Origin of the sequence: Streptacidiphilus anmyonensis (assembly GCF_000787855.1) — a bacterium.
Taxonomy (GTDB): domain Bacteria; phylum Actinomycetota; class Actinomycetes; order Streptomycetales; family Streptomycetaceae; genus Streptacidiphilus; species Streptacidiphilus anmyonensis.
The window spans coordinates 50934-76240 of record NZ_BBPQ01000031.1 but is presented as its reverse complement, the minus strand read 5'-3'; the positions used below and the strand labels follow the sequence as shown (position 1 = coordinate 76240).

The window sequence follows — 25307 nt, the reverse complement described above, 5'->3', positions numbered from 1 at the left end:
TTTTCGCCAGAAGTCCCGGCGCCGGCGTGGTGGCGCACGGTGATCGTGCCGCCAGGTGGGACGGGACGGGTTGAGAGGTGCCTCAGAGCATCGAGCCGGCCGGTCCGCGTCGGCGTCGTTTTGGGGTCGTCTGCGAACTTTTTGAGTTCGCACGCGTCACACGGCTGTCTTTCCTTCGCCGAATCCTCCGATCGGGTCCTTGTTGTGGACATAGGTTCGACAACGAAGGATTCCGGACAACCGGAGGTGTTTCGCTGGCGTATGCCAAAAGCAAGACCCTACGGTCCTGTCATGCCCGACACGCCGCGGCGGCGGGCACGCTCCCGGGTCGCGCTGCGGTACAGCGGGCCCTCGACGGAGCGGTCGCTGAGCACGCTGCGCCACCCCACCCCGCCCCACCGCGTACGAGCCGGCGCTCCCGCCCTGCGCCCGGCCCATCGTTCCCTGCGCAGGTCCGCCACCCCGGACCGGCCTCTCACAGGAGGTGCCCGCCGTGGACAACCGGTACGAGGCCTACGCCTACGCCGACCCGCTCTTCTACGACTCACCCGTGCGGTGGGGCGCTGCCGAGGAGTTCGCGGCCGCGACAAGGCCGCTGCCGGACGGCTGGGAACGCGTGGACTTCGACGGGTGGACGCGGCTGCGGCCGACCGGCGTCGAGCTGCCGCCCCAGGGCTGGAAAGTGCACGTCTCCGCCTCGCTGGACGACGCCGAACCGGTGTTGGAGCGTGTGCGTGCCTACTGCCTGCGGGAGCGGATCACGTTCAAGTTCCTGCGCGGCCTGCCCATGCTCCAACTGCAGAACTCCAAGTACGCACCCCGCGGTTCCAGCGGCAAGTTCTGCGCTCTGTACCCGCGTGACGAAGGCGAGTTGGGACGATGTCTGGCCGACCTCGACCAGGAGCTGGCCGGGCGTGAGGGGCCCTACATCCTCAGCGACCTCAGGTGGCGGCAGGGCCCGCTCTACCTGCGCTACGGCGGCTTCGTCCCCCGCTACGTCACCGGGGACGACGGTGAGCGGCGGCTCGCTCTCGCGACGCCCGACGGCCGGCTCGTCCCCGACGTGCGCGGCCCGGGGTTCTCGGTGCCGTCCTGGGCGCCGGTACCGGACTTCGTCGCGGCGGCGATGCGCGAGCGGGCCGCCCAACGCAACGACGCCCTGCCCTACACCGTCGAGCGGGTGCTGCACTTCTCCAACGCAGGCGGCGTCTACCTCGGCCGCCGCGCCGACGCCGACCCCGGCACCGGCACCGGCACCGCCACTGGTACCGGCACCGCCACCGTCATCGGCGCCGGCGTCGACGCCGACACCGAGGTGGCACAGGTGGTGCTGAAGGAGGCACGCCCTTTCGCCGGGCTCGACCAGCGCGGCGCGGACGCCGTCACCCGGCTGCGCCACGAACGCGACATGCTGGAGCGGCTGCGCGGCCTGCCCGGGGTGCCGGTCCTGCACGAGCTGCTGAAGGTGTGGGAACACGAGTTCCTCGTCGAGGAGTTCGTGTCCGGCCTGTCGCTCAACCAGTGGCTCGGCGCGCACTACCCGCTGGTCCGCCCCGAGGCGGACCCCGAGGACGTCGCCGACTACACACGCCGCGCTCTGGACCTGATCGCCCAGGTCGAGGGGACGCTGCAGGAGATCCACGCCCGCGGCGTCGTCTTCGGGGACCTGCACCCGCGCAACGTCATCGTCAGGCCCGACGGCCGGATCTGCTTCATCGACTTCGAACTCGCCAGCCCTGCAGAATCGTTCGTCCGCCCGGCGCTCGGCGCGGCGGGATTCACCGCGCCGCTGGGCCGCACCGGCGCGGACCTCGACCTCTACGCGGCGGCCGCGCTGCGCCTGTGGATGTTCCTGCCCCTGGCCCAACTCACCGCCCTCGACCCGGGCAAGGCGGCGGAACTCGCCGACGCCATCGAGGACCGGTTCCCCGTCCCGCCCGGATTCACCGAGCCCATCCGCAGCCTCCTCGGCCCGTCCGACGGCGACGGCCGCCGACCGCGTCCGCAGATCGGACGCAGCCGCGAGGCCGTGCGGGCGCTCGTCGCCGACCCGTGCGCGCAGTGGCCGCGCCTGCGTGACGCCCTCGCCCGCAGCATCGACGCGATGGCGACACCGGACCGCGCCGACCGGCTCTTCCCGGGCGACGTCGCCCAGTTCGGCCCCGGCGGCGGGATCGGACTGGCGCACGGCGCCGCAGGCGTCCTGTACGCCCTGCACGTCACCGGCGCCGCGATCGACCCCGCGCAGGTCGAGTGGCTCGCTCGGGCATCCCGGGCCGCCGAGGCCCGTCCAGGGCTCTACAGCGGCGGGCACGGCGCGGCCTACGTCCTCGACCTGCTGGGCGAGCGGGAGACCGCGCTCGACCTGATGGACCGTCTCAACGAGGCGGGCGGGGTCCGGCCGGACGCCGCAGGCGGTTCCCGGGGCCGCTCGGGCGCGTCCGTCGGCACGCCTCCCGCCCCGGGGCTGGGCGGCGGTTCCGCCGGCATCGCGCTCACGCTGCTGCACTTTGCCTCCGTCGCGGACCGTCCTGACTGGCTCGACCACGCCGTCGCCCTGGTCTGCCAGGCCGCCGACCGCCTCACCGCCCCCGAGGGCAGCCGTCCCGAGGGCGGCAACCCCACGGTCGCCGGCTCCGATCCGGTCGGGGCGGAGCGGAGCAGCCGGCCCCGGACCGGGCTGTTCGTCGGGCGGGCGGGCGTCGCGCTGGCCCTGGTGCGCCTCTTCGAGCGCACCGGCGACCCGTCCCTGCTCGACCGCGCCGAAGGCCTGCTCGGACAGGATCTGGACCGGTGCGCCCTCATGCCTGACGGCACGCTGCAGACCCCCGACGGCACCCGCACCCTGCCGTACCTGGAGACCGGCAGCACGGGCATCGGGCTCGCCCTCGAAGCGCTGCTCGCGCACCGCCCCGAGAGCCCGGCGGCAGCCCTGCGCCCGCAGATCGTGCTCGCGGCCCAGCCCGAGTTCGTCATCCAACCAGGGCTGTTCAACGGAAGGGCGGGCCTGCTCGGCTACCTCGCGCTCGCGCAGCGGAGCGACGCGTGGGCCGGGACACCGGGCGGTGCGGCCGCCGCGGTCGACCGCCACCGGCGGCTGCTGGCCCTGCACCAGATCTCCTACCAGGGCGAACCCGCCTATCCCGGGGACCAGTTGCTGCGCCTGTCCGCGGATCTGGCCACCGGATCGGCCGGCGTGTTGCTCGCCCTGGGCACCGCCCTGGCCGACACGCCGTTCCTGCCCTGGACGTCGGCTCCGGCCGACCGGCCGGCGCTCACACCGACCCGGTCCGTCGCCGCCGCCTGATCCACCCCTCGGGGACGCGCGCTCCGCGCTCCCCCCACCGACTCCCGGCCAACCAGGGCCGGGCGAACAGAAGGAGGAACCACCATGTCCATCCTCGACCTGCAGACGATGGAGCTGCCGCAGGACGACGCGGCGCCGATCGACGACACGCTCGCCAGCGTCAACAGCACCCTGAGCGTGCTGAACTGCACCAACAGCACGGTCAGCACGATCGCCTGCCTGTGACCCGTCGTCACCCTGCCTGCCCGGCGGGGTGAACCCGGCGGCCGGATCCACCCTCACCGGGGCCGGCCGCCCCCGGTCCGGGACGGAGGAGCCCCTCCGTCCCGGACCTGCCCGCTCCGTCCCGACGCGCGGCTGCCGAGGGTTGCCCGACCGACAGGCACCCCGTTGGCTGCGACGGCCAGGCACCTCGTGCCCCGCGACCGAGGGGCCCCTCGTGCCCCGAACCGCCGAGGCACCACCCGTGCCTCCTCCCGTGGCCGCGAGCCGCTGACCGCGAGCCGCCCCTGCTCACGCCGCCGAGACGCTGCCCGACCGCCAAGACGATGCCCGACCGCCAAGACGCTGTTTGACCACCGAGGCGCCGCCCGCGAGCGTGAGGCGCCCGTCACCGTGAGGTGTCCGTGACCGACCAGCCCGCGCCCGCCGACGGACCCTCCCCGGAGCCGTTCCTGCTGCTGCGCGAACTCGTGCGACAGCCCGCCCGACTGAGCGCCGCCCTGCTGCTCGCCCTCGCCTCCACCGCGGCCTCACTCGCGCTCCCGCTGCTGGTCCGGCAGGTCATCACCGACTTCGCCGACCACCGCTCCCTCGTCACCGTCGTGTCGCTGCTCGCGCTCGCGGCCGTCGCCGGGGCCGTGACCCAGGCCCTGTCCGGGTCCCTGATGGCCCGGATCGGAGAGGACCTGGTCTATCGCCTGCGCACCCGGCTCATGGCCCACTGCCTGCGCCTGCCCCTGCCCACCGTGCGGGCGCACGGCGCAGGCGACATCACGTCGCGGATCACCTCCGACGCCGTGCTGCTGCGTCAGACCGTCGACACCGCCGGTCAACTCCCGCTCTCGGTCCTGACGGTGGCGGCGACCCTGGCTGTGATGGCCTGGATCGACTGGGTGCTGACGGCCGTCACGCTGTGCGCGCTCGGCGCCCTGACCGGCCTCGTGCTGCTGATCGTGCGGCGCATGCGGGCCGGGATGAACGGCCAGCAGAGCGCCATCGGGCGCGTCGCCCAGCGGTTCACCGCCGACCTCGCCGCGCTGTCCACCATCAAGGCGTACCAGGCCGAGGATCTCGCCGCGCGCGCCCTGGCGGAGGAGGCCGACGGTCTGCGACGGCTCTCCCTGCGCAACGGCACGCTCGGGGCGCTGCTGCCCGCCGCGCTCACCCTCGGCAACCAGCTCGCGATGATCGCGGTGATCCTCACCGGCGGCGCCCGGATGGCCGCCGGAGAGCTGCAGGCAGGCTCGTTCGCGGCATTCCTGCTCTACCTCCTGCAGGCCGTCCCGTCGGTCAACACCCTGGCCACCGCCTTCGGCAGGCTCCAGGCCGGTCTCGCGGCCCGGGACCGCTGCAACGACCTGCTGCGGCTCCCTCCCGAAGCCGACGCGGACCCGCGGCGCGCCGTCCCGACCCCGACGCCGGGCTCCGCCTCCGTCGTCTTCTCCGACGTCCGGTTCACCCACGCCGGAGCCGACCACCCGGCCCTGCGGGACCTCTCCTTCAGCGCCCCGCGCACCGGCCTCACCGCGGTCGTCGGCCCCTCCGGGGCCGGAAAGAGCACCACACTCTCGCTGATCGAGGCGTTCGTCCGGCCCCGCTCGGGCACCATCAGCCTGCTCGGGCACGACCTCCGCCACTGGCCGCTGCAGGCGCTCAGGTCCCGCATCGCGTACGTGGACCAGGAGTTCACGCTGCTCCAGGCCAGTGTCCGGGACAACCTCCAGCTCGGCCGCAGCAGCGCCGCGAGCGAGGCGCAGCTCATGGACGCCCTCGACGCCGTCGGCCTGTGCGCCGACATCGCCCGGCTGCCCGCCGGCCTCGACACCCTCCTCGGCCGGGGCACCGACCTGTCGGGAGGCCAGCGTCAGCGCATGGCGCTGGCTCGCGCACTGCTCTCCGACGCCGACGTCGTCCTGCTGGACGAGCCCACCAGCCAGCTGGACGCCCTCAACGAGCTGCGCTTCCGTACCGTGGTCGAGACCCTGGCCAGGAGCCGGGCGGTGATCGTGGTCGCCCACCGGCTCTCCACCGTCCGACACGCGGACCACGTCGTGCTCATGCACCAGGGCGAGGTGGTCGACGCCGCCGACCACCCGACCCTGCTGGCACGCTGCGGTCTCTACCGGGAGCTCGTCGCCGCGCAGACCACGGCGGAGACCGGGACGAACCCCGCCGCCACGCACTGAAACGGCGCACTGACAGCCGCGCCGGCGCTGACCCCCGTCCGGCGCCGGCCTGCGGTCTGCCTGTTTCCCGCCTGCTCTCCCGCGTGGCGGCTCGCGTCAGACGGTCCTGCGGGTCTTGTGCATGTGCCAGTTGGTGACCCAGCTCTCGCCCCCGTCGACCGAGAAGGCCTGCTCCCAGTGGGCGCCTGTCTCGGTGATCTGGGACCAGATGTAGCGCACCTTCACCTTGCGGCCCTCGTACTCGTCGTCTCCGTAGAAGACACCGGTGCCGTCCGGCTGGAAGGCACCGACCACAGGCGGAAAGAGCGTGCCGGTGCGCGAGCTCGCCCAGTACAGGGACCACGCGTCGGCGGCGGGGTCGTACAGCCGCAGGGTCAGGCCCTTGGAGCCCCTGGTCGGGAACTCGATCTCGTCGAAGCTGGCCCGCCCGTCGAAGTGCGCGGAGGCGTGGAGGACGCCGGGGAACTCCTGCCAGTGCTCCTCGCCCTCGGTCGGGTCCAGGAAGTCCTTGCGCTGGCGGTTGACGACGTCGTAGGTGCCGGTGAAGAAGGCGAAGCCGGTGCTGTTGTCCATGCCGAGCACGCTAGGACGGATCCACTGACATCAACTGTCAGTGGAGTCGGATAGGTTTTCGACATGCGCGCCGGCCGACTCGTCTCCCTCCTCCTGCTGCTCCAGAACCGCGGCCGGATGACCGCCGCGGAGCTCGCCACCGAGCTCGAGGTCTCCGTCCGCACGATCTACCGGGACGTGGAGTCGCTCGCCGCGTCGGGCGTCCCGGTGTACGGGGAGGCGGGTCACGACGGCGGGTACGCCCTCGTCGACGGCTACCGCACCCGCCTGACCGGGCTCACCGCCCACGAGGCGGAGGCGCTGTTCCTCGCGGGACTACCGGGCCCGGCGGCGGAGCTGGGGCTCGGCTCGGTCCTGACGGCGGCCGAGCTCAAGCTGGAGGCCGCCCTGCCGCACGAGCTGCGACGGCAGGCCCGGCGTGTCCGCGAGCGGTTCCACCTCGACGCGCCCGGCTGGTACCGGGAGGCCGACGACGTCCCGCACCTGACCGCTGTCGCGGCGGCGGTGTGGCAGCGGCGCGCCGTCCACGTGCGCTACCGCCGGTGGTACGCGCCGGAGGTCGTGGAACGGCGCCTCGAACCCCGCGGGATCGTGCTCAAGGGCGGCCGGTGGTACGCGGTGGCGCACGCCGGCGGCACCGAGCTCCGCGTCTACCGGATCAGCCAGATCCTGGAACTGCGTCCGCTCGACGAGGAGTTCACCGTCCCCGCCGACTTCGACCTGGCCGCCTTCTGGCAGGCCCACACCCGGCGGTTCCAGGACCGCCTCTGGCAGGGCCGTGCGGAGATCCGGATCTCCCCGGCCGGAGTCGAGCGCGTGCGCGAGACCTCGGCCCAGGCCGTCATCGACGCCGTCGACGCGGGGCAGGAGGAGCAGCCGGGCGGTTGGCGTCGCGCCCTGATACCGATCGAGAGCCTGACCCACGCCGAGGGCGAACTGCTGCGACTGGGCCCCCAGGTGGAGGTGCTGAGCCCGCCCGCGCTGCGGGAACGCCTGACGACGGCGGCTCGCGCGCTGGCGGAGCTCTACGGCTGAGGACGACGGGCAGGACGCCCCCTTCCTCTCACTCGTCCTTGCAGTAGGCGTCGTACTCCTCGGCGGTCATCAAGTCGTTGAGCTCCTTGGCATTGCTGACCTCGACCTTGACCAGCCAGCTCTCGTAGGGCTGGTCGTTGATGTCCTCGGGCATATCGGCGATGTCCGCGTTCACGGCCGTCACCTTGCCGCTGACCGGCGCGTACACCTCGGTCACGGCCTTCACCGATTCCATGGTCCCGAACGACTTGCCGCGATCGAGCTGCCGGCCGACCTCGGGCAGTTCCACGAAGACGATGTCGCCGAGCTGCTTCTGGGCGAAGTCGGTGATGCCGATGCGGGCGGTCTTGCCCTCCAGCAGCACCCACTCGTGCTCGCGTGTGTACTTGAGGTTCTTGGGGGTGGTCGTCATGGCCAGCAATCTCTCAGCCGCGCGGTCGAACCGCTCGGCACCGGGCGCGTGTTGGGCTCACAACCACCCGGAAGGCGGCCTGCCTGCGGCGGAAGGCCGGGGAGCTCGGCTCGGCGGGAGCCGTGGGGACGAAGGGGGCCGTGGGCGCGTTGGAGGGAGGCAAGGTTCTTGATGCCGGAGGGAATCGGAGGCGACCGGATGGCGTCGTTAGGGTGAGCAGACCGAAGGAACCGAAGCACCGCAGCAACCGCAGCAACCGCAGCCGTGTCCACCAGGCTTCCCCGCCCAAGGAGCACACCCTTCATGACAACCCCCGAGGACTTCGCACCGCCGGCCGTCGGACCGTCAGGCCCCGTCGGCCCCTCAGGTCACGTCGGACCGTCAGTCAGCGGTCCGGGCCCGAGCCGGAGGCGCAAACAGCAGCCACGGCGGCGGGGCAGGCGAATAGCCATGGGCGTCAGCGCGTTCGTGGTGCTCGTCGCGGCGGCCGGGTGCGCCTGGATCTACCAGCTCGACAGCAACATCAAACACAGCTCCCTGGACACCGGGTCCCAGCCGCAGAAGGGCGCGGTGATCCCCGGCGCGCTGAACGTCCTGGTGATCGGCTCCGACACCCGCGACAGCGCCCTGGACAGCAACCTGGGCGGCTCGGACCAGTCCCTGCCGCACGCCGACGTCGAGATGCTGGTGCACGTCTCCGCGGACCACCAGAACGCGACGGTGATGAGCATTCCGCGCGACACCGACCTCCAGATGCCGCCGTGCACGCAGGGCGGGAAGACCTACTCCTTCCACACGCACGATCAGATCACCAACAGCCTCAACTACGGTCCGGGCTGCACGGTGTCCGCGGTCAACGCCCTCACCGGCGTGCACATCGACCACTTCATGGTCGTGGACTTCTCCGGCGTGGTGAACATGTCCGACGCCGTCCAGGGCGTGCAGGTCTGCGTCAGCCACAACGTCTACGACCCCGGCTCGCACCTGAAGCTGACCGCCGGCACGCACACGCTCGTCGGCCAGGGCGCACTCGAGTTCCTCCGCAGCCGGCACGCCTTCGGCGGCGCCAGCGACGTCGACCGCACCGAGGCGCAGCACATCTACCTCAGTGCGCTGATCCACAAGATGAAGAGCGCGAGCACGCTGACCGACCCGACGAACGTCTTCAAGCTCGCGGAGGCCGCGTCCAAGGCCTTCGCCGTCGACGACGCCCTCGCCGGGGTGACCAGCCTGGTCAGCCTGGCCGACACGCTGGGGAGCATCCCGACCGACCACATCACCTTCGCCACCATGCCGTCCGCACAGGACCCGTACAACCCGAACGCCTGGCTGGTGCCGGGACCGGGCGCCCAGCAGCTCTTCAACGCGATCGCCAACGACCAGTCCCTGACGCCCGGCTCCTCCGCGCCCAAGCCGTCGGCGAGCGGCTCGGCCTCCGCCGCGCACGCGGTGGACCCGGCGACGATCGAGGTCCATCTGCTCAACGGGACGGGGGTCACCGGTCGGGCCGGGGCCGTGCAGTCGGAACTCGCCGCCCAGGGCTACTCGAACACCACGATCGGCACGGGATCCCTGGTGCGGGCCTCCGAGGTGGAGTACTCGACGAGCAACCCCCTCTACAAGACCGAGGCGCAGCAGGTGGCGAAGGCACTCGGCCTGCCCTCGTCGTCCCTCACGACGGCCGCCGGCCTGACCTCCGTCCATGTGCTGATCGGGCCCGACCTCAAGATCGCCAACGCCTCGGCGCCGGGAGCGAAGCCCTCGGTCGACATCGGCCAGGCGACCGCCCAGGCCCACACCGAGAACGCGGGCGCCGCCGTCCAGTGCGCCCAGGCCAGCCCCTTCCCCCTCGGCGGCCTCCCCGCCTCGGCCGCCGCCTTCAACGGCCTGACGGTCGAACAGGCCTACACCAAAGCCACCCAGGAGGGCATCCCGGACTCCGACAAGACCCGCTGACCCCGGTGGCGACGGGGCGAGGAGGCCGAGGGACGTGAAACTCCTCGGCCGTGCCCTCGCCACGGGCTTCGACCCGGACCGGCTCCGGCGAGCCGGGTAAGGGCCTACGGCAGCTCGCGGAGCCGCCTCAGCACACGAGGGCGCACGATCCGGGCTCCGCCCTGCTCAGCGGTGGGATTCGTATGCGGTGACGTTCTTGCCGATGGCTTCCTGCAGGGCGCTGACGCGGTCCTCGAGCGCCGGAAGACCGGTGGCGCGTCCGTCCGACCACTGGCCGAGCGCGGCGACCATCGCCCGTCCGTCGCCGATGAACGCCTGGACCATGGTGCTGTCCTGAGGCAGGGTGCGCAGTCCGGAGGCCGGTGGCGGAGCCTGCGCTCCCACCTCGAAGTCGTCGAACGCCATGGTGAGTTCGGTGACCAGACGGACCGTGTCCTGCGGGTCCTTCATGGTGAAGATCGCCAGATTGAACTGATCGTCCTGCTTGTCCTTGTACAGCGCGATCTGCTCGCCCACGCAACCCTTGCCCTCCTTGATCATGGCAATGAGCCGGGGGCCCACCGAGTCCGGCTGAGTGCAGGAGGCCATGGTGGCGGCCCCGACCTTCGTGTAGACCGCGCCTCCCGCGGTCACCTCCGCGGGGAATGCCTGGGCCAGCGGGATCTGGGGGCGGTCCGCGGCGGCCGCGACGGTCGGGGAAGCCGTCGCGGTGGAGGTGCCACCGGACCGGCTGCCTGTGTTGTCCGGCGCGGGCTGGACGACCTTGAACACGACGAAGGTCAGCGCGGCGGCGGCAAGGGCCAGCGCGAGGTTGCGGGGCCAGACCCGCTTGGGCTGGGCGTCACCGTCGGGGCCGGAGCCCCGCCAGGGGCCTTCGACGATGGTCGCAGCCTTCACGAATTCGTCGTCGAGCGTGACGTTCCAGTGCTGGTCGCCGTCTGGCTGGTTCTGGTCTGAGGTCGGGTCACCGTCGTGCATAGCGTCATACCGTAGTGATCACACGGACCGCGCCGGATCTCGGGCGGTCACAACTCGATCACCTTTCGGTACACGGACCTGCGAGTTCTTCCCGAACCGGCCGCCGCGGACAGTTCCCCGGAACGCTTCGCCGTGGCCCGCAGAGCCTTTGTGCCGCGGTCTCAGGCAGGCAGTGGCAGGCCCTCGTGTGGCGGCTCCACGGAACCGACCTGTTCCATGCGCCGGATCTCCCGCTCGGCCACGTCCCAGTGCCCGAGGTCGAGGGCCATCGCGGCACGTCCGGCGACGTAGAAGACGTCCTGGCGGGTCCGGCAGTCCAGCCCCGGTTGCCGGCACAAGGCCAGGAACCGCACCTCGAGGTGGAGTTCGACGCGGCCCATCTCGTCCCGGACGCCGACCGGGAGTGCCGCGTGCCGGAGGTCCTTGGCGTAGTCACGTGTCTGCCGGTCGGCCTCGTCAGGACGGGGTTCCACCGGACGGTAGGGGTGATCGGCCCACTCCGTGTCCGCCCACCAGACGAGTTCGTCCAGGTGCTGCGAGGCGACCTCCAGATCCGGCGGTGAGGCGGAGAGGGCCGCGTCCGCGCCGGCGACCAGTCGGGCGAGGCGGCGGCGTGCGTCGTCGTCACCCGCCACGCACATCGCCACGAACCCCGACAACACGTCGAGCCGGCGCGACACCTCCGCGCGCTGCCAGATCCCGTACAGTCCCGCCATCCACCGTTCCCTTTCGCCGCCGACCGCGTCTCCGCGCCCCGAACCCTACGGTGCGCTCCCGTCGGTGGGTCCAACGGATTTCGGGAGGTGGCAACCGGTGGGCATCCGGCAGAATGCCCACCGGCAGGTCCGGTCGGGAGGAAGGAGCAGGTGGATAGAACACCTGAGTGGATCAAGGACGGGGTGCGAGTCGGCAGCGGTACTGGACGTGCTGACCAGTGCCGGGTGGACGGCAGGCCGGCTGATCCCCACGGCAGCGTGGGAACGGCAGTTGAGAGCGGCTGGACTCACGCTCAACGACACCGCGATCGGGATCTGGGCCGAGTTCGGGGGGACTGACGATCGCGAGCCGCCCTGAACGCGTCCCTGCCTCCCGCCTGCATGTGGACCCGGTGGACGCCTGCATCGACAGCGCGGGGGAGGCATCGAGGCTGGCGCGCCGGTTCGGCGAGAACCACAGCCCTTTGGGCATGTGGTCGGTGCAGTTCAGGACCTATGTCGCGGAGAGCGGGCGCGTCCTTGCCGTGGGGCCGATGTCTGTCTGGGTACTGGGTTCAACCTTCGCTGAGGCGCTGGCCTACGTCGTCGTGGGCGACGGCGGCGGCAACCGCGCCGAGCAGGCCCCCTGGCTCCGGAACCGCCTGACCTAACGATCTTGGATACCCTCGTGCTCGTCTCCGCAGGGCACCCCTTGGACCGGACCACCAGGAGGAACCAGTGCCACACCCGCAACCGCTCACCCCCGAGGAGAAGCTCGCCGACGCGAAGAAGCTGATGAGCCTCCCACGTATCGTCGTGATCTGCGGCTCCACCCGCTTCATGACCGAGATGAACGAGGCCGATCTGCGGGAGACCACAGCCGGAAAGATCGTCGTCAAACCGGGCTGCGACGTGAAGTCGCCGCACGAACTCTGGTCCGATCCCGCCGAGGCCGAGGCGCTGAAGGTTCGACTCGACGATCTGCACCGGGCGAAGATCCGGCTCGCTGACGAGGTGCTCGTAGTCGGCGACTACGTCGGAGACAGCACCCGAGCCGAGATCGCCTACGCCCGGTCGCTGGGCAAGCCCCTCCGCTTCACGCACCCCGATGTCGACCCTGACGCCTGACCGCCCCCTGCCGCCTCGACAACCAGGGCCGGCCGGCAGCCCACCGCCTTCAGAGGCGGGGAAGGGCTTCGCCGTTGATCGGCTCACGTCGGTGATCGAGCCAGAAGAGGTAGCCACGCAGGTAGGCCTCCAGCCCGCCGTCGATGTAGGCGACGAAGTCGCGATGCCCTTGAGCCGCATCGTGATAGTGGCCGAGGTAGCGAGGGTCGGCATTGAAGCCCCACTGGGGGTGGGCGTCCGCGCCCCACTCGGCCCCTGTGGCGACAGCCCATTCCCGGACGCGGCCCCGGTCCCGCCACCAGTCGCGGACGGCTTCGACCGTCCAGTGGTCGTCACCGTCCCAGTTGTACCCTCGGTACAACTCCATCCGGCAACCGTGGATCACGGCCGTGGTCTCGTGCTCGTCGACCGGTTGGCGGTAGATGAACTCGGAGCCGAAACCGCCGCCCAGCTCGTCGTCGTAGGCGATGTGATCTGGAGCGTCCAGGCGCCCGGTGGCCATGCTGTCGGTGTCGCCGGCGTAGAAAGGGCCCGGAACGTTGCGCCAGTTCCGTTGCTCCCACGCACCCGTGAAGAGCTGCTCCGCATGCTCCCCGAGGTCCTCCACCACTCGCCGAGCCGTGGGCAGCGGGTTCCAGTAGCCGATCACGGGTCTACCCTGCCCGCCCCGGTCGGCGGCTACGACCGACCGACCGTGCGGCGGACCGTCTCGAACCCGACCACCTCGAGGCGCGGGGTGCCGTCGGAGTCCCGGGTCAGGCGGACCTTGTTCTCCACCATCAGCCCGCCGGTCACCGCGTAGGTGCCGTCCGGCAGGACGGCGAGGGGCATGGTCCGTGGGCCGAGGCGGAGGTCGAGGTGGTGGCCGTCCCGGGTGAGCCGGTAGCCGGCTTCGTAGAAGCCCAGGTACGGCGCGGTGGTCGCCGGGTCGGTGGGTCGGGTCCGGCGGCCCAGTGCGCGCAGGCCTTCCAGAGCGGCCAGGTACTGGGCGTGGATCCTGGCCGGGACGCCGTCGTTGAGCCCGAACCGCTCGCTCAGCAGCAGGTTGAGGACGTAGAGGTAGAACAGGGGGCCGGTCACGGTCGGGTTCATCGCGTTGAGCACGACCAGCCCGAGGTCGTGCTGCGGCAGGAAGCCGATGAACGAGGTGAAGCCGTCGATGCCGCCGTTGTGCCAGATCAGCGACGTCCCGTCGCGGTAGCGGTTGTGGATCCAGCCCATCGCGTATCCGGAGGACGTGGCGTCGGGGTCGAGATCTGGTGACACGGGGACGGGGATGTGCGGCTTCCAGCACTCGGCGAGGTTCCTCGTCGACACCACCCGGTGGCCGTTGACGGAGACGCCATGCCGCAGCTGCATGCGGACGTAGGCGGCCATGTCGTCGAGTGAGGCGAGGGTGCCGCCCGCCGGCGCGTAGCTGCCGACCGGTCCGTACGCGAGCGCCTTGTTGGCGCCGGTGAGGTCCGGTCCGTAGCCGCGCATGAAGTCGCCGACGAGCCCGCGCGGATCGTCGGCGATCCGGGCCCCGGTCATGCCGACCGGCCCGTAGACCCGGTCCCGCATCTCGTTGGCGAACCGGCCGGTCAGGCCGGTCAGGTCGTCGCCGGACAGCCCGGAGTGGAGCAGCGGCAGGTAGCCGCCCGCGGAATACACGGTGTTGTTGTAGAGGAAGGTGGTGTCGGGCGGTGCCTTCACCGGGAGATTGACGAGGGACTGGAGCAGTTGAGGGGCTGTCGGATCGCCTTCGTGCAGACCGGAGAGAGCCGGCGGTTCGTCGATTCCGGTGGCCATGCCGAGCAGGTCGCGGACTCTCAGGGTGTGCGTCAGCTCGTCGGTGGGCGCCCGGAAACCCGGCCAGGCGTCGACCACGCGCTGGTCCCACGCCAGCCGGTGCTGGTCGACGTAGGTGGCCACGAGCAGCGAGGTCATCGACTTGGTCGTCGAGGCGACCAGGAACCGCGTCGACGGCGAGACCGGCGCCCGGGTCCCCAGATCCCGCACACCGAGCGGCAGGGTGAGCAGGACCCGGTCGCTGCTGACCACGGCCACCGCCGCACCGACGAGGCCCATCGCCTTGAACTCGGCCCTCACCTGGTCCGCGAACGACGCCCATCCGCCGACCGGATCCGCCGCCCGGGCAGCAGTCGCCGGCCAGGCGCTCAGCCCGGCCGACAGTCCACCCGCCATCAGCGCCCGCAGTACCGTCCTGCGCGTCGCCGGGGTCGATGTGCGCACCTTGGCGGAGCTGAGATCCACCCGATCGCCCCTTCTCGCCGCCTCCGGGCCCTCCCCGGGAAGGCATCCTCGGGGCCGCTTCCGCAGCGTATGCGCCGCCCGCGCGGACATCCGCGAACACTCCACCCCGAACCGCGAAGCCTCACCCGATTGATCCACGGCCACCGATGGCGCGGCAGTGCCGACCGTGCCGGCAGGGTCGGGAGTGGGCCTGCGGTGGGCCGCCGAGCCGGGGCGCGCCGCAGGTGGGCGGGATCCCGGGGGCCGCCCCGGTCGCGCGGACGGTCTCGGGTGAATCCTCAGGTGGATCGGGTTAGCCTGGATGGGCGAGAACTGAGGAGCCCGCGGGATGGCCTGCGGCCGCCCCGCCCGGAGCGGACGCCGCCCGTCAGGCGGCTGCGGACACTCGCGACGGAGAGTGATCCGTGTGCCTCCAGCGGGTGCTGCCACACCTGTCGGAAGGAGTGCATCGATGTCAACGACGGCATGGCGGTTCCGTGGGACGGAAGAGGCCGATGACGCGGTCCTCAGACTCAAGCAGCTCGGCGGCCAGGAGGTCATCGACGTGCGCGATGTCGCGGTGCTGCGCTGGCCGATGTACGCGGCGGCACCCCAGGTGCAGGAGCATGTGACCGACGAGGGCAGCAAGGCTTCGTCGCTCGCGAAGAAGCTGAGCAAGGCCGGCATCGACGGCTCGATGCTGGAGTCGGTGAAGCGTGACATGACACCGGGGAGCTCGGCGCTGGTGCTCTTGAGCGCTGATGCCGAGATCGACGCGGTTGCGCAGGCGTTCGAAGGACACGCCATGGAGTTGATGCGCTCCGACCTGTCCGTCAAGGAGGAGGACCAGCTCAGGGCTGTCTTCGGCGAATCGTCCGGTGGGGGCTGAGGGCCGGTCTCCAGGCCGTCGCGGATCGGGTGGCGGGCTCCGCAGCGCGTGCGCGCGCTCTCGAGCGGGGCATCGCACCAGAGCTCGACGGCGACGGGAGTCCACGCGGTCGCGCTCGATCGCGCGGCGGGCTTCATCACGTCATGGGTGCATACGGGTGAATCTCGACAATTCTGCAAGATTGCGCCACTTATGATCCACTTTCATGTCAGAAAGTCAGAGATCGCAATTAGTCGCCCACGACCGTGACGCCGCTGCTACCGCTGCCGACGCCGCGACCGCCGACGGCACCGCGGACGTGGTGATCCTCGGCGCGGGGCCGGCCGGCCTGGTGCTGGGGAATCTGCTCCAGGCCGGTGGGATCGACTGCGTCGTCCTGGAACGGGCCGACCGCGCGCACGTGCAGAGCAGGGCGCGCGCCGGGTACCTCGCCGCGAACACCGTGCGGATCCTGGAGGAGAACGGCCTGGCCGCGGGGCTGCGCAGGAACGGCCAGCCGCATGCCGTCTGCGAGTTCCGGACCGAGGACGGCCGGTTCCGGCTGGACTACGGAAGCCTCGGCCCCTGCGGGCCCCACACGGTCTATCCGCAGCAGGAACTGGTGACCGACCTGCTGACGCACTATCTCGACGCGGGCGGCCGACTGAGTTTCGAGACCGAGGCCCTCGCGGTCCTCGACGCGGACGGTGCCCGGCCGTCCGTCGCCGTGCGCACGGCGGACGGGCGGCAGGGGCACTGGCAGGGCCGCTACGTCGCCGGGTGCGACGGGCGGCACGGGGCGGCGCGGCGTTCGCTGCCGGCCGGGGTGGTCCGCCACCGCCGCGACCACGGCGTCTCCTGGCTCGGGTTGCTCGCCGAGGCGCCGCCGAGCCTCGACGCCGTCGGATACGCCGTGCACCGCCGGGGCTTCGCCGGGCACATGGCGCGCACACCCGAGGTCACCCGCTACTACGTGCAGGTCGAACGCGGCGAACCGGCCGGTGCCTGGTCCGAGCAGCGCATCTGGGACGAGCTCGCGCTGCGGATGCACGCCGCGGACTACGGTCCGCTGCGCGGGGGCCGGATCGTCCAACAGAGCGTCGTCGACCTGGAGTCCGACGTGCTCGAACCGCTGCGCCACGGTTCGCTCTTCCTCGTCGGCGACGCCGCGAGCCTGATCAGCCCGTCGGCGGCCAAGGGCGCCAACCTCGCGGTGCTGGAGGCGGAGATCCTCGCGCGCGCCCTCGTCGACGACCTCGCGCACGGCGACCCCGCGGGGCTCGACCGGTACTCCGCGCGGTGCCTGGACCACATCTGGCGGGCCCAGGAGTTCTCGCACTGGATGATCCAACTCCTGCACAGCCCACCCGGACCGGTCGGCGGCGAAACGTTGTTCCACGACGCGCTGCGCCGCTCACGCCTCGAACTGCTGCGCACCTCGCGCACCCACCAGCAGTGGTTCGCCGAGGGCTACGTCGGCGTATGACGACCCTCCGCACCACCTCCCACGCCCACCCCCACACTCCTGCCCCCGCTCCCGCTCTCGAAGCCGACGAAGACGAGGCCGCCCCCGTGATGACCACGCCGATCCCGACCGACACGGCCCGCCTGCGCGCGGCGGTCGACTTCGTCAAGGAGCAGGACACCAGCGCCCTGCTGGCGCTGCTGCTGCCCGGCGTCGACGCCCTGGAGCAGCGGGCGCTCGCGGACCGCTGCCGCTTCTCGCACGCTGCGGTCCTCGTCTTCCCCGACTCGGCGGACGCGCTGCGCGAGCAACTGGCCCGCTGCGGACTGGACGCGGACACGGAGGCGCGCCCGAGCGTGGTCGTCCGCGAGCGGCTCGCCGCCCGGCACGGGCGCAGCCCCGCCGAGCTGGACGTCCGCATCCTCCACCCGGGCGTGCCGGGACCGCAGGGGGAGCGCCGGTCGGTGGAGGTGTTCGCGCTGACGGTGCCGGCCGGTTCCGTGCTCGCGTCGATCGCCGACCACGAGCGCGTGCGGCAGCACGAGGCGCACCTGGCCTTCGAGGTCGAGCGCCCCGACCCGCTGGTGCTGCACGGCATGCGAGCGATCCTCGCGCGGCACGGCGCGGCGGCCGACGGCGGCGGCTACAACCCCCACGAGGACGGCACCGTCTTCTACTTCACCGCGCCCGCCGACTCCAAGGCCGGATACGGACGCGTCGAGCTGTACGCCCCCGGCGACCACCGGGACGTCCTGGCGGCGCACCTGGACGAACACCGCATGCGGCAGCCCGCTGAAACGCTCCTGCGCCTGATGACCGGAGCCTGGACCACGCAGGCCCTGGCCGCCTTCGCCCAGCTGCGGGCGCCCGACGCCATGGACACCGGGACGGGCACCCCCGCGGACACGCTGGCTGCGGCGGTCGGCGCCCAACCGGAGCACCTGGCACGGCTCCTGCGCTATCTGGCGATGCTGGACGTGGTGACCGAGGGACGCGACGGCTTCCGGCTCACCACGCTCGGCGCGCTGCTGCGCGCCGACGCAGTGGGCTCCATGCGGCCGCTCGCCCTGCTCTACGGGGGGCCGTTCTACCGGTCCTTCGGGGCGTTGGAACACACCGTGCGCACCGGCGAGGTCGCCTTCGAGCACGTCTACGGCGAGAACCACTTCGACCACTTCGCCCGCGACCCGGAACTGGCGGAGCTGTTCGACCGGTCGATGGCCGCGAGCTCGCGCCTGTTCGAGCCGCTCGCCACGCACCCGGTCGTCACCGCCGCCGCAGGCACCGGCGGCGCGGGCACCGGCGGCGACGCCGCCGCAGGCACGGTCCGCACGGTCGTCGACGTCGCGGGCGGCAACGGCGAACTCCTGGCGCGGCTGCTGACCGCGCACCCGCGACTGCGCGGCGTCCTGCTGGAACGCCCGCACGCCGTCGAGGCCGCGCGCCGCGCGCTCGACGCGGCCGGCTGCGGCGCACGCTGCACCTACCGGGTCGGCGACTTCGCCGACGTGCCGTCAGGCGGGGACGTGTACGTCCTCTCCCGCATCCTGCACGACTGGGACGACGAGCGCTGCCGTGAGATCCTGCGCCACTGCGCCCGCGCCATGCACGAGGACGCCGACCTGCTCATCGTCGAGCGCGTCCTGCCCGCCGACGGCACGCCCTCGCTGGCCACGGCATGGGACCTCCACATGATGTGCAACGTCGGCGGGCGCGAGCGCCGCGCCGACCACTACGCACGCCTGCTCGCCGACGCCGGCCTCGCCCTCGTCGGCCACGCGCCGCTTCCCCTCGACGGCAGTGTGCTGCACTCCCGCAGGGCCACGGTCTGACGCTCAGTCCGACCCAGCCCCGCGATAACCCGGCCGGTCCACCGCCTTGTCGCGATGTCGCGATGTCCCCGTCTCGCCGTGGCGACAGGGCAGCAAGGCAAGACGCCGCCGTGCCGGTGCGGGGCTCCTGGTCGAGCGGCCCGGGTGAGCCGCCCCGGTCCTGCTTCCTGGCGGCCGTTGATAGCGTGCTGTGGTTCGAAACATGCGAGCGGGGGGTGTCGCGGTGGTCGCAGAGGCAGTCGTCAAGACGACGCACAGGTACGGGGCCGGTGGCCAGCTGATGGACGTCTACCGGCCCGCGGGCGCGTCGGAGATCGCGCCCGCGGTGCTGCTCTGGCACGGCCGGGGCCCCGACGAACGGGACGTCCTCGAGCCGGTCGCCCGCGCCGTCGCGGAGTCGGGCGTCGTCGTCCTGGTGCCGGACTGGCGGCCCGACGCTCCGGACGGAGGCCGGACGCACCTGAAGGAGTCGGCCCTCTTCGCCCGGGAGAACGTGACCGACCTCGGCGGGGACCCCGAGCGGATCGCGCTCGCCGGTTGGTCGCTCGGCGCCAAGGCCGCGGTGGCCGTGGCTGTGAACCCCGTCGCGTTCGGCGACTGGAGGCCGCAGGCCGTCGTGGGCATCGCCGGTGCGTACGCATCGGCGGCGCCGAGCACCGGCACCGTCCCGATCGACGACCTCCGCACGGGCGGCGGCCTGCTGGCGCCCGTGCCGGTGTGGCTGGTGCACGGCACCGCCGATCCCGTGGTGGACGTCGAACGCTCACGCGCGCTGCGCACGGCCCTGGAGGAGCACGGCTGGCCGGTGTCGCTCCACGAGGTCGCCACCGATCACGCGGGCGTGGTGATGACCGAGTTCGTCCCGGAGCGCGAGCGCTGCCTGCCGAGCACCGCCGACCACGCCGTCGAGGCGGGTTCGCTCACCGCCGGCCTGCTCGCGCGCGCCGCCGGAACCGCCGCCCGGGACTCCGACCGCCGATCCTGATCCCTCCGGTCGAGACCGGAGGCCGGTGGCCGGAGGTCGCACACCGCGGCACACCGCACACCGCAGCACACCGCAGACCGGAGGCCGGATGTCGGGGGCCGGTGCGGCGATGCCTGCGGTCAGTCCCGGACCAGGCAGAACGGGTGCCCTGCGGGGTCGGCGAAGATGCGCCAACTGCGCTTGCCGTCGCCGTCGTCGAGCAGGGTGGCGCCCCGCGCGAGGACGTCCTCCTGAGCCTGGTCCAGATCCTCGACCCCGAGGTCGAGGTGGAACTGCTGGGGGCGGTCGGGGCTCGGCCACTGAGGCGGCCGGTGGTCCTCCACGCGCTGGAACGCGAGCACGAACCCGTTGCCGCTGTGGAGGGTCGCCCAGTGCGCGCCGAGCGACCACCGTGGATCGGGCCGGTTCACCTCGCCACCGAGAAGCGACTGGTAGAACCGGGACAGCTGAGCGACATCGGCACAGTCCAGGACGACACACTGAAGCTTCGCGATCATGACGGGCAGCATCTCACGGGGCTCCGTCACGGTCCACGGCCGTTGCGCGGTCCGACGCGGGGCGTGCTGCCGGCCGGGGCGCGGGGCGTGGCAAGCTGGCGGTATGTGCGGTCGCTATGCATCGTCCCGAAAGCCCGAGGACCTGGTCGAGGCGTTCCAGGTCGACCGGTGGAACCCGACCGAGGCGCTGGCTCCGTCGTGGAACGTCGCGCCCACCGACGACGTCTGGGCGGTGCTGGAGCGGGCCGACCGGGAGACCGGTGAACTGGGGCGCGAGCTGCGGGCGCTGCGGTGGGGGCTGGTCCCGTCCTGGGCGAAGGACCTGACGGTCGGGTCCCGGATGATCAACGCGCGGCTGGAGACCGTCCACGAGAAGCCCGCCTACCGCCGGGCCTTCGCCAAGCGGCGCTGCCTGCTGCCCGCCGACGGCTACTACGAGTGGACCGCGGTGCCCGCGACCGCCGACCGCAAGACGTACAAGCAGCCGTGGTACGTCGCACCGGAGGACGGCGCGCCGATGGCGATGGCGGGCCTGTACGAGTGGTGGCGGGACAAGTCCCGGGACGATGACGACCCGCTGGCCTGGTGGGCGACCTGCACGATCATCACGACCGAGGCCACCGACGCCGCCGGCCGGGTGCACCCGCGCATGCCGCTCGCCATCGCCCCCGCCGACTTCGAGGCCTGGCTCGACCCCGCCCACCAGGACCCGGACGAACTGCGCGCCCTGCTCACCGAGCCCGCCGCCGGCCACCTCGGCGTCCGCCAGGTCTCCCTGGCCGTCAACAACGTCCGCAACAACGGCCCCCACCTCCTCGACCCGCCGGACCAGCCGGGGCCGACCGCGTAGGGCGTGCGTCCCGAGTCGTGATCGATGGACGCGGGGCGTCCGGGTCAGGTTCGCATGCGGCCTGTTTCCCGGAATCCGGCTGACGCCGACCTGATGGTGCGACAGGATGTCCGCTTGCCGTACTGACGAGCGAAAGGCAGCCCGCATGCCGCACCCCGGACCGCAGCCGACTCCCGAACCGACCGACGTCCCGCTCACCGCCGAACTGGTGGTGGACGTCGCCGTCGCCGCGGCGCCGGCCGTCTCGCCGGACGGCCGCCTGGTGGCCTACGGAGTGGTCGCGAACGGCGGAAAGGACGGGCGTCCGCACGGCTCCCTCTGGGTCGCCGCCGCCGACGGCAGCACCTCCCCGCGCAGGCTGACCGACGGCACGGCCCGCGACCTCGCCCCGAAGTGGGCGCCGGACTCGGCCTCCCTCTACTTCACCTCCGACCGAGAGGAGCCGGGCACCCCCCAACTCCAGCGGATCCGTCTCGACGGCAGCGAGGACATCGCCAAGGCCGAAGCCCTGACCAGGTGGCGCGTCGGCGTGTCCGACCACTGCCCGCTGTTCGACGGCCGCACCGTCGCCCTGCTCGCGGAGGACGAGCCCACCGCCGAGGACGAACGCCGGGAAGCCGAACGCGACGACGCCAAGGTCTGGGGCCGGCACCTCCCCGTCACCCGGCTGCGCCTGCTCGACGTGGAGACCGGCGCGCTGCGCACCGTGGACGGCCTCGGTGACCGGCACGTGGTCGACTTGGTCCCGCGTCCGGACGGCAGCCCGCTGGCGGTGCTCAGCTGGTCCACCCCTGAGCTCGACCCGGGCGTCCTGACGGCGGAGCTGCATCTGGTCGACCCGGGAACGGCGGCCGTCCAGGATCTGGGCCCGGTCGGAGCGGAGGCGCAGTCCCCCGTCTGGTGGCAGCACGACGGCGTCTGGCACCTGGCCCACCTGGCCGTGACCCCCGGGGACCTGATCGGCGAGCTCGCCGTGGTCGACACCGTCCCGCCGTCGGCCGGTCCGGCCGTCGAACACCGCAACCTCACCGCCGGCATGTCCGTCAGCCCGGCCGAGCTGGCGCAGGTCGCCGACGGGCCCCCGCTCGCGCTGTTCGCCGACGGACTGGACACCGCGCTGTACCGGCTCCACCCGGAGTCCCTGCGGTTCCAGCAGGTGTCCTGCGCCCCCGGCATGCTCGCCGGGCTCACCGCGAGCCGCGCCGGACAGACCGTCGCCCTGCTGGCGAGCACGGCGTACGAGCCGAGGAACGTCCACGCGGGACCCACCGGCGGGCCACTGGTCCGGCTCAGCGACACCAGGCCGGAACTGCGCGGGATCCGCTGGGGTGTCCAGGAGCGCCTCGGCTACCAGGCGTCCGACGGGCTCCAGTTGGACGGCCTGCTGATCCTGCCGGCCGGCCGGACCCGGGAGGAGGGTCCGTTCCCGCTGGTCACCCTGGTCCACGGCGGCCCCTACTTCCGCCACACCGACGAGTTCGCCCTCAACGCGGTCGACTGCGGCCAGTGGCTGGCGACCGCCGGGTACGCGGTCTTCCTGCCCAACCCCCGTGGCGGCTCGGGCCACGGCCACGCCTTCGCCGCCATGGCCGTGGGCGCGGTCGGCGGCGACGAGTGGACCGACATCCTCAGCGGCATCGACCTGCTGGTGGCCCAGGGTGTCGCCGACCCCGAGCGGCTGGGGATCTCCGGCTGGAGCCACGGGGGCTTCATGGCGGCCTGGGCGATCGGCCGCACGGACCGGTTCAAGGCCGCCATGATGGGCGCGGGCATCAGCGACTGGGGCATGCAGGCCGGGACCGGCGACTGGGGGATCCTCGACGCCGCGCTCGGCGGCAGCAGCGGCTGGGACGGCCCGGGACCACACGTCCACGACCGGCACAGCCCGATCTCCTACGCCTCCAGGATCCGCACCCCGGTGCTGATCCTGCACGGCGAGGAGGACACCAACGTCCCGCTCGGTCAGGCGATCCACTTCCATCGTGCCCTGCGCCACTTCGGGGTCGAGCACGAGTTCGTCGTCTACCCCCGTGAGGGCCACGGGCTCAACGAGCGCGCGCACCAACTCGACGCCCTGCGGCGCATCCGGGCCTGGTTCGACCGCTGGCTGCACGCCTGAGCCGGGGCGTGCACCGGGCGTGCACCGAGGCGTGACCGATCGGGGGACTCCTGCGAGCCCGGGTCCACCCGTCCACGGGCGTGCCCGGGAGCCGCTCAGCCTTGTGGAACCTCGTCGCCGGTGCCGGCGCTGCCGCCGGGCCCGGTGCCGTCGCCGGTGGGGCGGCTCGCCGTGGGGAGGAGGTGGCGGACCCGGGGCCGGCCCTGGGTGAGGGAGCGCGCGTCGTCGAGGAGCCGCTGGTCGAAGCCGGTGGTGCGGGCCGAGTGCTGGAGCAGGTGCTCGGACCAGGAGGCGACCTGGAAGACCTCGGTGAAGTGCTCGGGATCCGCGCTGTCGCGGTACAGCTCCCACCGCACCGCGCCGGTGCGCCTGCGGGACTGCTCGACCGGGCGCATCGCGGCGACGAAGGCGTCGACGTCGTCGGCGGCCACGGTGTAGTCCACCAGGACCAGCACCGGCATGTCGTCCGGCACCGAGTCCAGCATCAGCGCCGGCTCGGGCCAGGTGGACACGGTCGTGCGGTCGAGCGGCGTCGAGGTCCGGATGATCGGCCACCACAGCAGGGTGGCGGTGGTGGCCACCAGCAGCGCGGCGGCGGCGAGCAGGGCCTGGGTGAGTCCGGCGGCGCCGGCCACGGCGCCCCACAGCAGCGAGCCGATGCCCTGGCCGCCCATGAAGACGACGAGGTAGACGGCGAGCCCGCGGGCCCGCACCCATGCGGGCAGCCGCAGCTGCATCTCGGTGTTGAAGGTCGACAGGTTGACCAGCCAGGCCGCGCCGGTGGGCAGCAGGACGACCGTGAGCGCGGCGAGGCTGTGCAGGGTCGCGCTGGCGACGGTGCCGCCCGCGAACACGACGCCGCCCAGGGCGAGCAGGAGGTTCTCGGGCACGGCGGCCCGCAGTTGTTTGATCGTCAGGGCGCCCGCGATGGCGCCGAGGCCCAGGGCGCCCAGGAGCAGGCCGTAGCCACCCGAGCCGAGGTGCAGGTTGTGCCCGGCGGTCACCGGCAGCAGGGCCCACAGCGCGGAGGCGGGCAGCACGAACAGCGCGGACCGGACCAGGATCCGCCGCACGCCCGGGGCGTGGCGCACGTAGCGGACCCCGGCCTGGAGCGCGGGCACCGGCGCCTCGCCGCCGGCGCGGGCGGACTTCTGGACGGGCCGGTGCCAGGCGTAGACCGCCACGGCGACGACGACGAAGCTGACGGCGTTCACCGTGAACACCACGGCGGGTCCGGTGACCGCCACGAGGAGCCCGGCCAGGGCGGGGCCGACCGCGCGGGCGACGTTGACGTTGAGGCTGTTGAGGGCGGCGGCCTGGGGGAGCAGCTCGCGGGGGACCAGCTCCGGCTGGATCGCCTGCCAGGCGGGGTTCGTCAGGGCCTGACCGCATCCCATCAGGAAGGTGATGATCAGCAGGACCGTGGGTGTGGCCAGCCCCGCCCCCGTCAGACCCGCGAGCGCGCCCGCGAGCACGGCCATGACCGTCGACAGCGCCAGCAGGATGAGCCGGCGGTCCAGCAGGTCCGCGAGCACGCCGGCCGGCAGGGACACGAACAGCACCGGCAGCAGGCTGGCCGCCTGCACCGCGGACGTCAGGAGCGCCGCGTGGGGCTGGTGGACGAGCATCCACTGGGCGCCCACCGTCTGCATCCAGGTGCCGATGTTCGAGACCATCTGCGCCAGCCACAGCAGGCGGAAGGCCGGCAGCGCCATCGGCGCCCACGACGAAGGCCCCTGCTGCTGACTCGCCTGATTCCCCATCGGTTTCCCTTCGGCCAAGTCCCGTTCCGGTCGATTCTCCCGTCGAGGCTGGCCAGGCGTGCGCCGAACCTGCGGCGCGCCGCGGACACGACCCGGAACCCGTTTGTCCGAGTTTCCGGTTTAATGATCATTTCGGTGCGATCTAGGGTTTTTCCTGGTTCTGTCACGGTGTGGGGTGTTCCGGGATCAATGCGCAGTCGG

At 72.4% G+C, this 25307-nt stretch carries 20 protein-coding genes; 12 read left to right on the top strand and 8 right to left on the bottom strand.

What is annotated here, in order from left to right; all coding sequences use genetic code 11:
* The first annotated feature begins 493 nt into the window (after nucleotides 1-493).
* From lanKC to TR50_RS24340, 3 genes are all read left to right on the top strand, one after another.
* Complete coding sequence (gene lanKC, locus TR50_RS24345) at nucleotides 494-3307, top strand: class III lanthionine synthetase LanKC (RefSeq protein ID WP_042425748.1); 2814 nt, start codon at nucleotides 494-496, stop codon at nucleotides 3305-3307.
* Between the two features lie 84 nt (nucleotides 3308-3391).
* On the top strand, nucleotides 3392-3532 hold the full coding sequence (locus TR50_RS45780) for a SapB/AmfS family lanthipeptide (protein ID WP_152648598.1): 141 nt from the start codon (nucleotides 3392-3394) through the stop codon (nucleotides 3530-3532).
* 401 nt (nucleotides 3533-3933) lie between these two features.
* Nucleotides 3934-5715, top strand: coding sequence for an ABC transporter ATP-binding protein (locus tag TR50_RS24340; protein ID WP_063775137.1), 1782 nt, complete (start codon nucleotides 3934-3936; stop codon nucleotides 5713-5715).
* Between the two features lie 96 nt (nucleotides 5716-5811).
* Here TR50_RS24340 and TR50_RS24335 read toward each other — a convergent pair whose 3' ends face one another.
* On the bottom strand, nucleotides 5812-6288 hold the full coding sequence (locus tag TR50_RS24335) for a hypothetical protein (protein WP_042425844.1): 477 nt from the start codon (nucleotides 6286-6288) through the stop codon (nucleotides 5812-5814).
* A gap of 63 nt (nucleotides 6289-6351) precedes the next feature.
* Between TR50_RS24335 and TR50_RS24330 the strand changes: the two genes are divergently transcribed.
* Complete coding sequence (locus TR50_RS24330) at nucleotides 6352-7323, top strand: helix-turn-helix transcriptional regulator (protein WP_042425745.1); 972 nt, start codon at nucleotides 6352-6354, stop codon at nucleotides 7321-7323.
* 28 nt (nucleotides 7324-7351) lie between these two features.
* Here TR50_RS24330 and gcvH read toward each other — a convergent pair whose 3' ends face one another.
* Nucleotides 7352-7735, bottom strand: coding sequence for a glycine cleavage system protein GcvH (gene gcvH, locus TR50_RS24325; RefSeq protein ID WP_042425741.1), 384 nt, complete (start codon nucleotides 7733-7735; stop codon nucleotides 7352-7354).
* Nucleotides 7736-8185: 450 nt separating this feature from the next.
* On the opposite strand from gcvH, the gene TR50_RS24320 reads away from it, so the two are divergent.
* Nucleotides 8186-9691, top strand: coding sequence for an LCP family protein (locus TR50_RS24320; protein ID WP_042425738.1), 1506 nt, complete (start codon nucleotides 8186-8188; stop codon nucleotides 9689-9691).
* Between the two features lie 165 nt (nucleotides 9692-9856).
* On the opposite strand, the gene TR50_RS24315 is transcribed toward TR50_RS24320, so the two are convergent.
* Entirely contained in the window at nucleotides 9857-10669 is an 813-nt protein-coding gene (locus TR50_RS24315; protein ID WP_042425734.1) for a hypothetical protein, read from the bottom strand.
* Nucleotides 10670-10830: 161 nt separating this feature from the next.
* A complete protein-coding gene (locus tag TR50_RS46965) occupies nucleotides 10831-11385 on the bottom strand; it encodes a hypothetical protein (RefSeq protein WP_042425731.1) in 555 nt (184 codons plus the stop codon).
* A gap of 717 nt (nucleotides 11386-12102) precedes the next feature.
* Here TR50_RS46965 and TR50_RS24300 point away from each other — a divergent pair.
* Entirely contained in the window at nucleotides 12103-12492 is a 390-nt protein-coding gene (locus tag TR50_RS24300) for a hypothetical protein (protein ID WP_042425725.1), read from the top strand.
* Between the two features lie 49 nt (nucleotides 12493-12541).
* On the opposite strand, the gene TR50_RS24295 is transcribed toward TR50_RS24300, so the two are convergent.
* Both TR50_RS24295 and TR50_RS45775 read right to left on the bottom strand, forming a co-directional pair.
* A complete protein-coding gene (locus tag TR50_RS24295; protein ID WP_201776865.1) occupies nucleotides 12542-13141 on the bottom strand; it encodes a ferredoxin in 600 nt (199 codons plus the stop codon).
* A 29-nt stretch (nucleotides 13142-13170) separates the two neighbouring features.
* Nucleotides 13171-14748 carry a serine hydrolase domain-containing protein gene (locus TR50_RS45775; protein WP_042425722.1) on the bottom strand — a complete coding sequence of 526 codons (1578 nt, stop codon included), beginning with the start codon at nucleotides 14746-14748 and terminating at the stop codon, nucleotides 13171-13173.
* 451 nt (nucleotides 14749-15199) lie between these two features.
* Between TR50_RS45775 and TR50_RS45770 the strand changes: the two genes are divergently transcribed.
* The 4 genes from TR50_RS45770 to TR50_RS24270 all read left to right on the top strand — a co-directional run bounded on the left by TR50_RS45770 (nucleotide 15200) and on the right by TR50_RS24270 (nucleotide 19877).
* A complete protein-coding gene (locus TR50_RS45770; protein ID WP_052441290.1) occupies nucleotides 15200-15616 on the top strand; it encodes a DUF1269 domain-containing protein in 417 nt (138 codons plus the stop codon).
* Nucleotides 15617-15914: 298 nt separating this feature from the next.
* The gene (locus tag TR50_RS24280; RefSeq protein WP_042425719.1) at nucleotides 15915-17081 is read left to right on the top strand and encodes a 4-hydroxybenzoate 3-monooxygenase; all 1167 of its coding nucleotides are present in this window, start codon (nucleotides 15915-15917) and stop codon (nucleotides 17079-17081) included.
* 89 nt (nucleotides 17082-17170) lie between these two features.
* Nucleotides 17171-18892, top strand: coding sequence for a methyltransferase (locus tag TR50_RS24275; RefSeq protein ID WP_042425716.1), 1722 nt, complete (start codon nucleotides 17171-17173; stop codon nucleotides 18890-18892).
* Nucleotides 18893-19115: 223 nt separating this feature from the next.
* Nucleotides 19116-19877: an alpha/beta hydrolase gene (locus TR50_RS24270; protein ID WP_084700895.1), complete on the top strand. Its 762-nt coding sequence runs from the start codon at nucleotides 19116-19118 to the stop codon at nucleotides 19875-19877.
* 119 nt (nucleotides 19878-19996) lie between these two features.
* Here the strand turns inward: TR50_RS24270 and TR50_RS24265 are convergent, their stop codons facing one another.
* Nucleotides 19997-20374, bottom strand: coding sequence for a VOC family protein (locus TR50_RS24265; RefSeq protein ID WP_042425833.1), 378 nt, complete (start codon nucleotides 20372-20374; stop codon nucleotides 19997-19999).
* Between the two features lie 103 nt (nucleotides 20375-20477).
* Between TR50_RS24265 and TR50_RS24260 the strand changes: the two genes are divergently transcribed.
* Both TR50_RS24260 and TR50_RS24255 read left to right on the top strand, forming a co-directional pair.
* Nucleotides 20478-21224: an SOS response-associated peptidase gene (locus TR50_RS24260; RefSeq protein WP_042425709.1), complete on the top strand. Its 747-nt coding sequence runs from the start codon at nucleotides 20478-20480 to the stop codon at nucleotides 21222-21224.
* 145 nt (nucleotides 21225-21369) lie between these two features.
* Nucleotides 21370-23343 carry a S9 family peptidase gene (locus TR50_RS24255; RefSeq protein ID WP_042425707.1) on the top strand — a complete coding sequence of 658 codons (1974 nt, stop codon included), beginning with the start codon at nucleotides 21370-21372 and terminating at the stop codon, nucleotides 23341-23343.
* A 95-nt stretch (nucleotides 23344-23438) separates the two neighbouring features.
* On the opposite strand, the gene TR50_RS24250 is transcribed toward TR50_RS24255, so the two are convergent.
* Nucleotides 23439-25106, bottom strand: a complete 1668-nt coding sequence (locus tag TR50_RS24250) for an MFS transporter (protein WP_084700893.1) — start codon at nucleotides 25104-25106, stop codon at nucleotides 23439-23441.
* Between the last annotated feature and the right edge of the window lie 201 nt (nucleotides 25107-25307).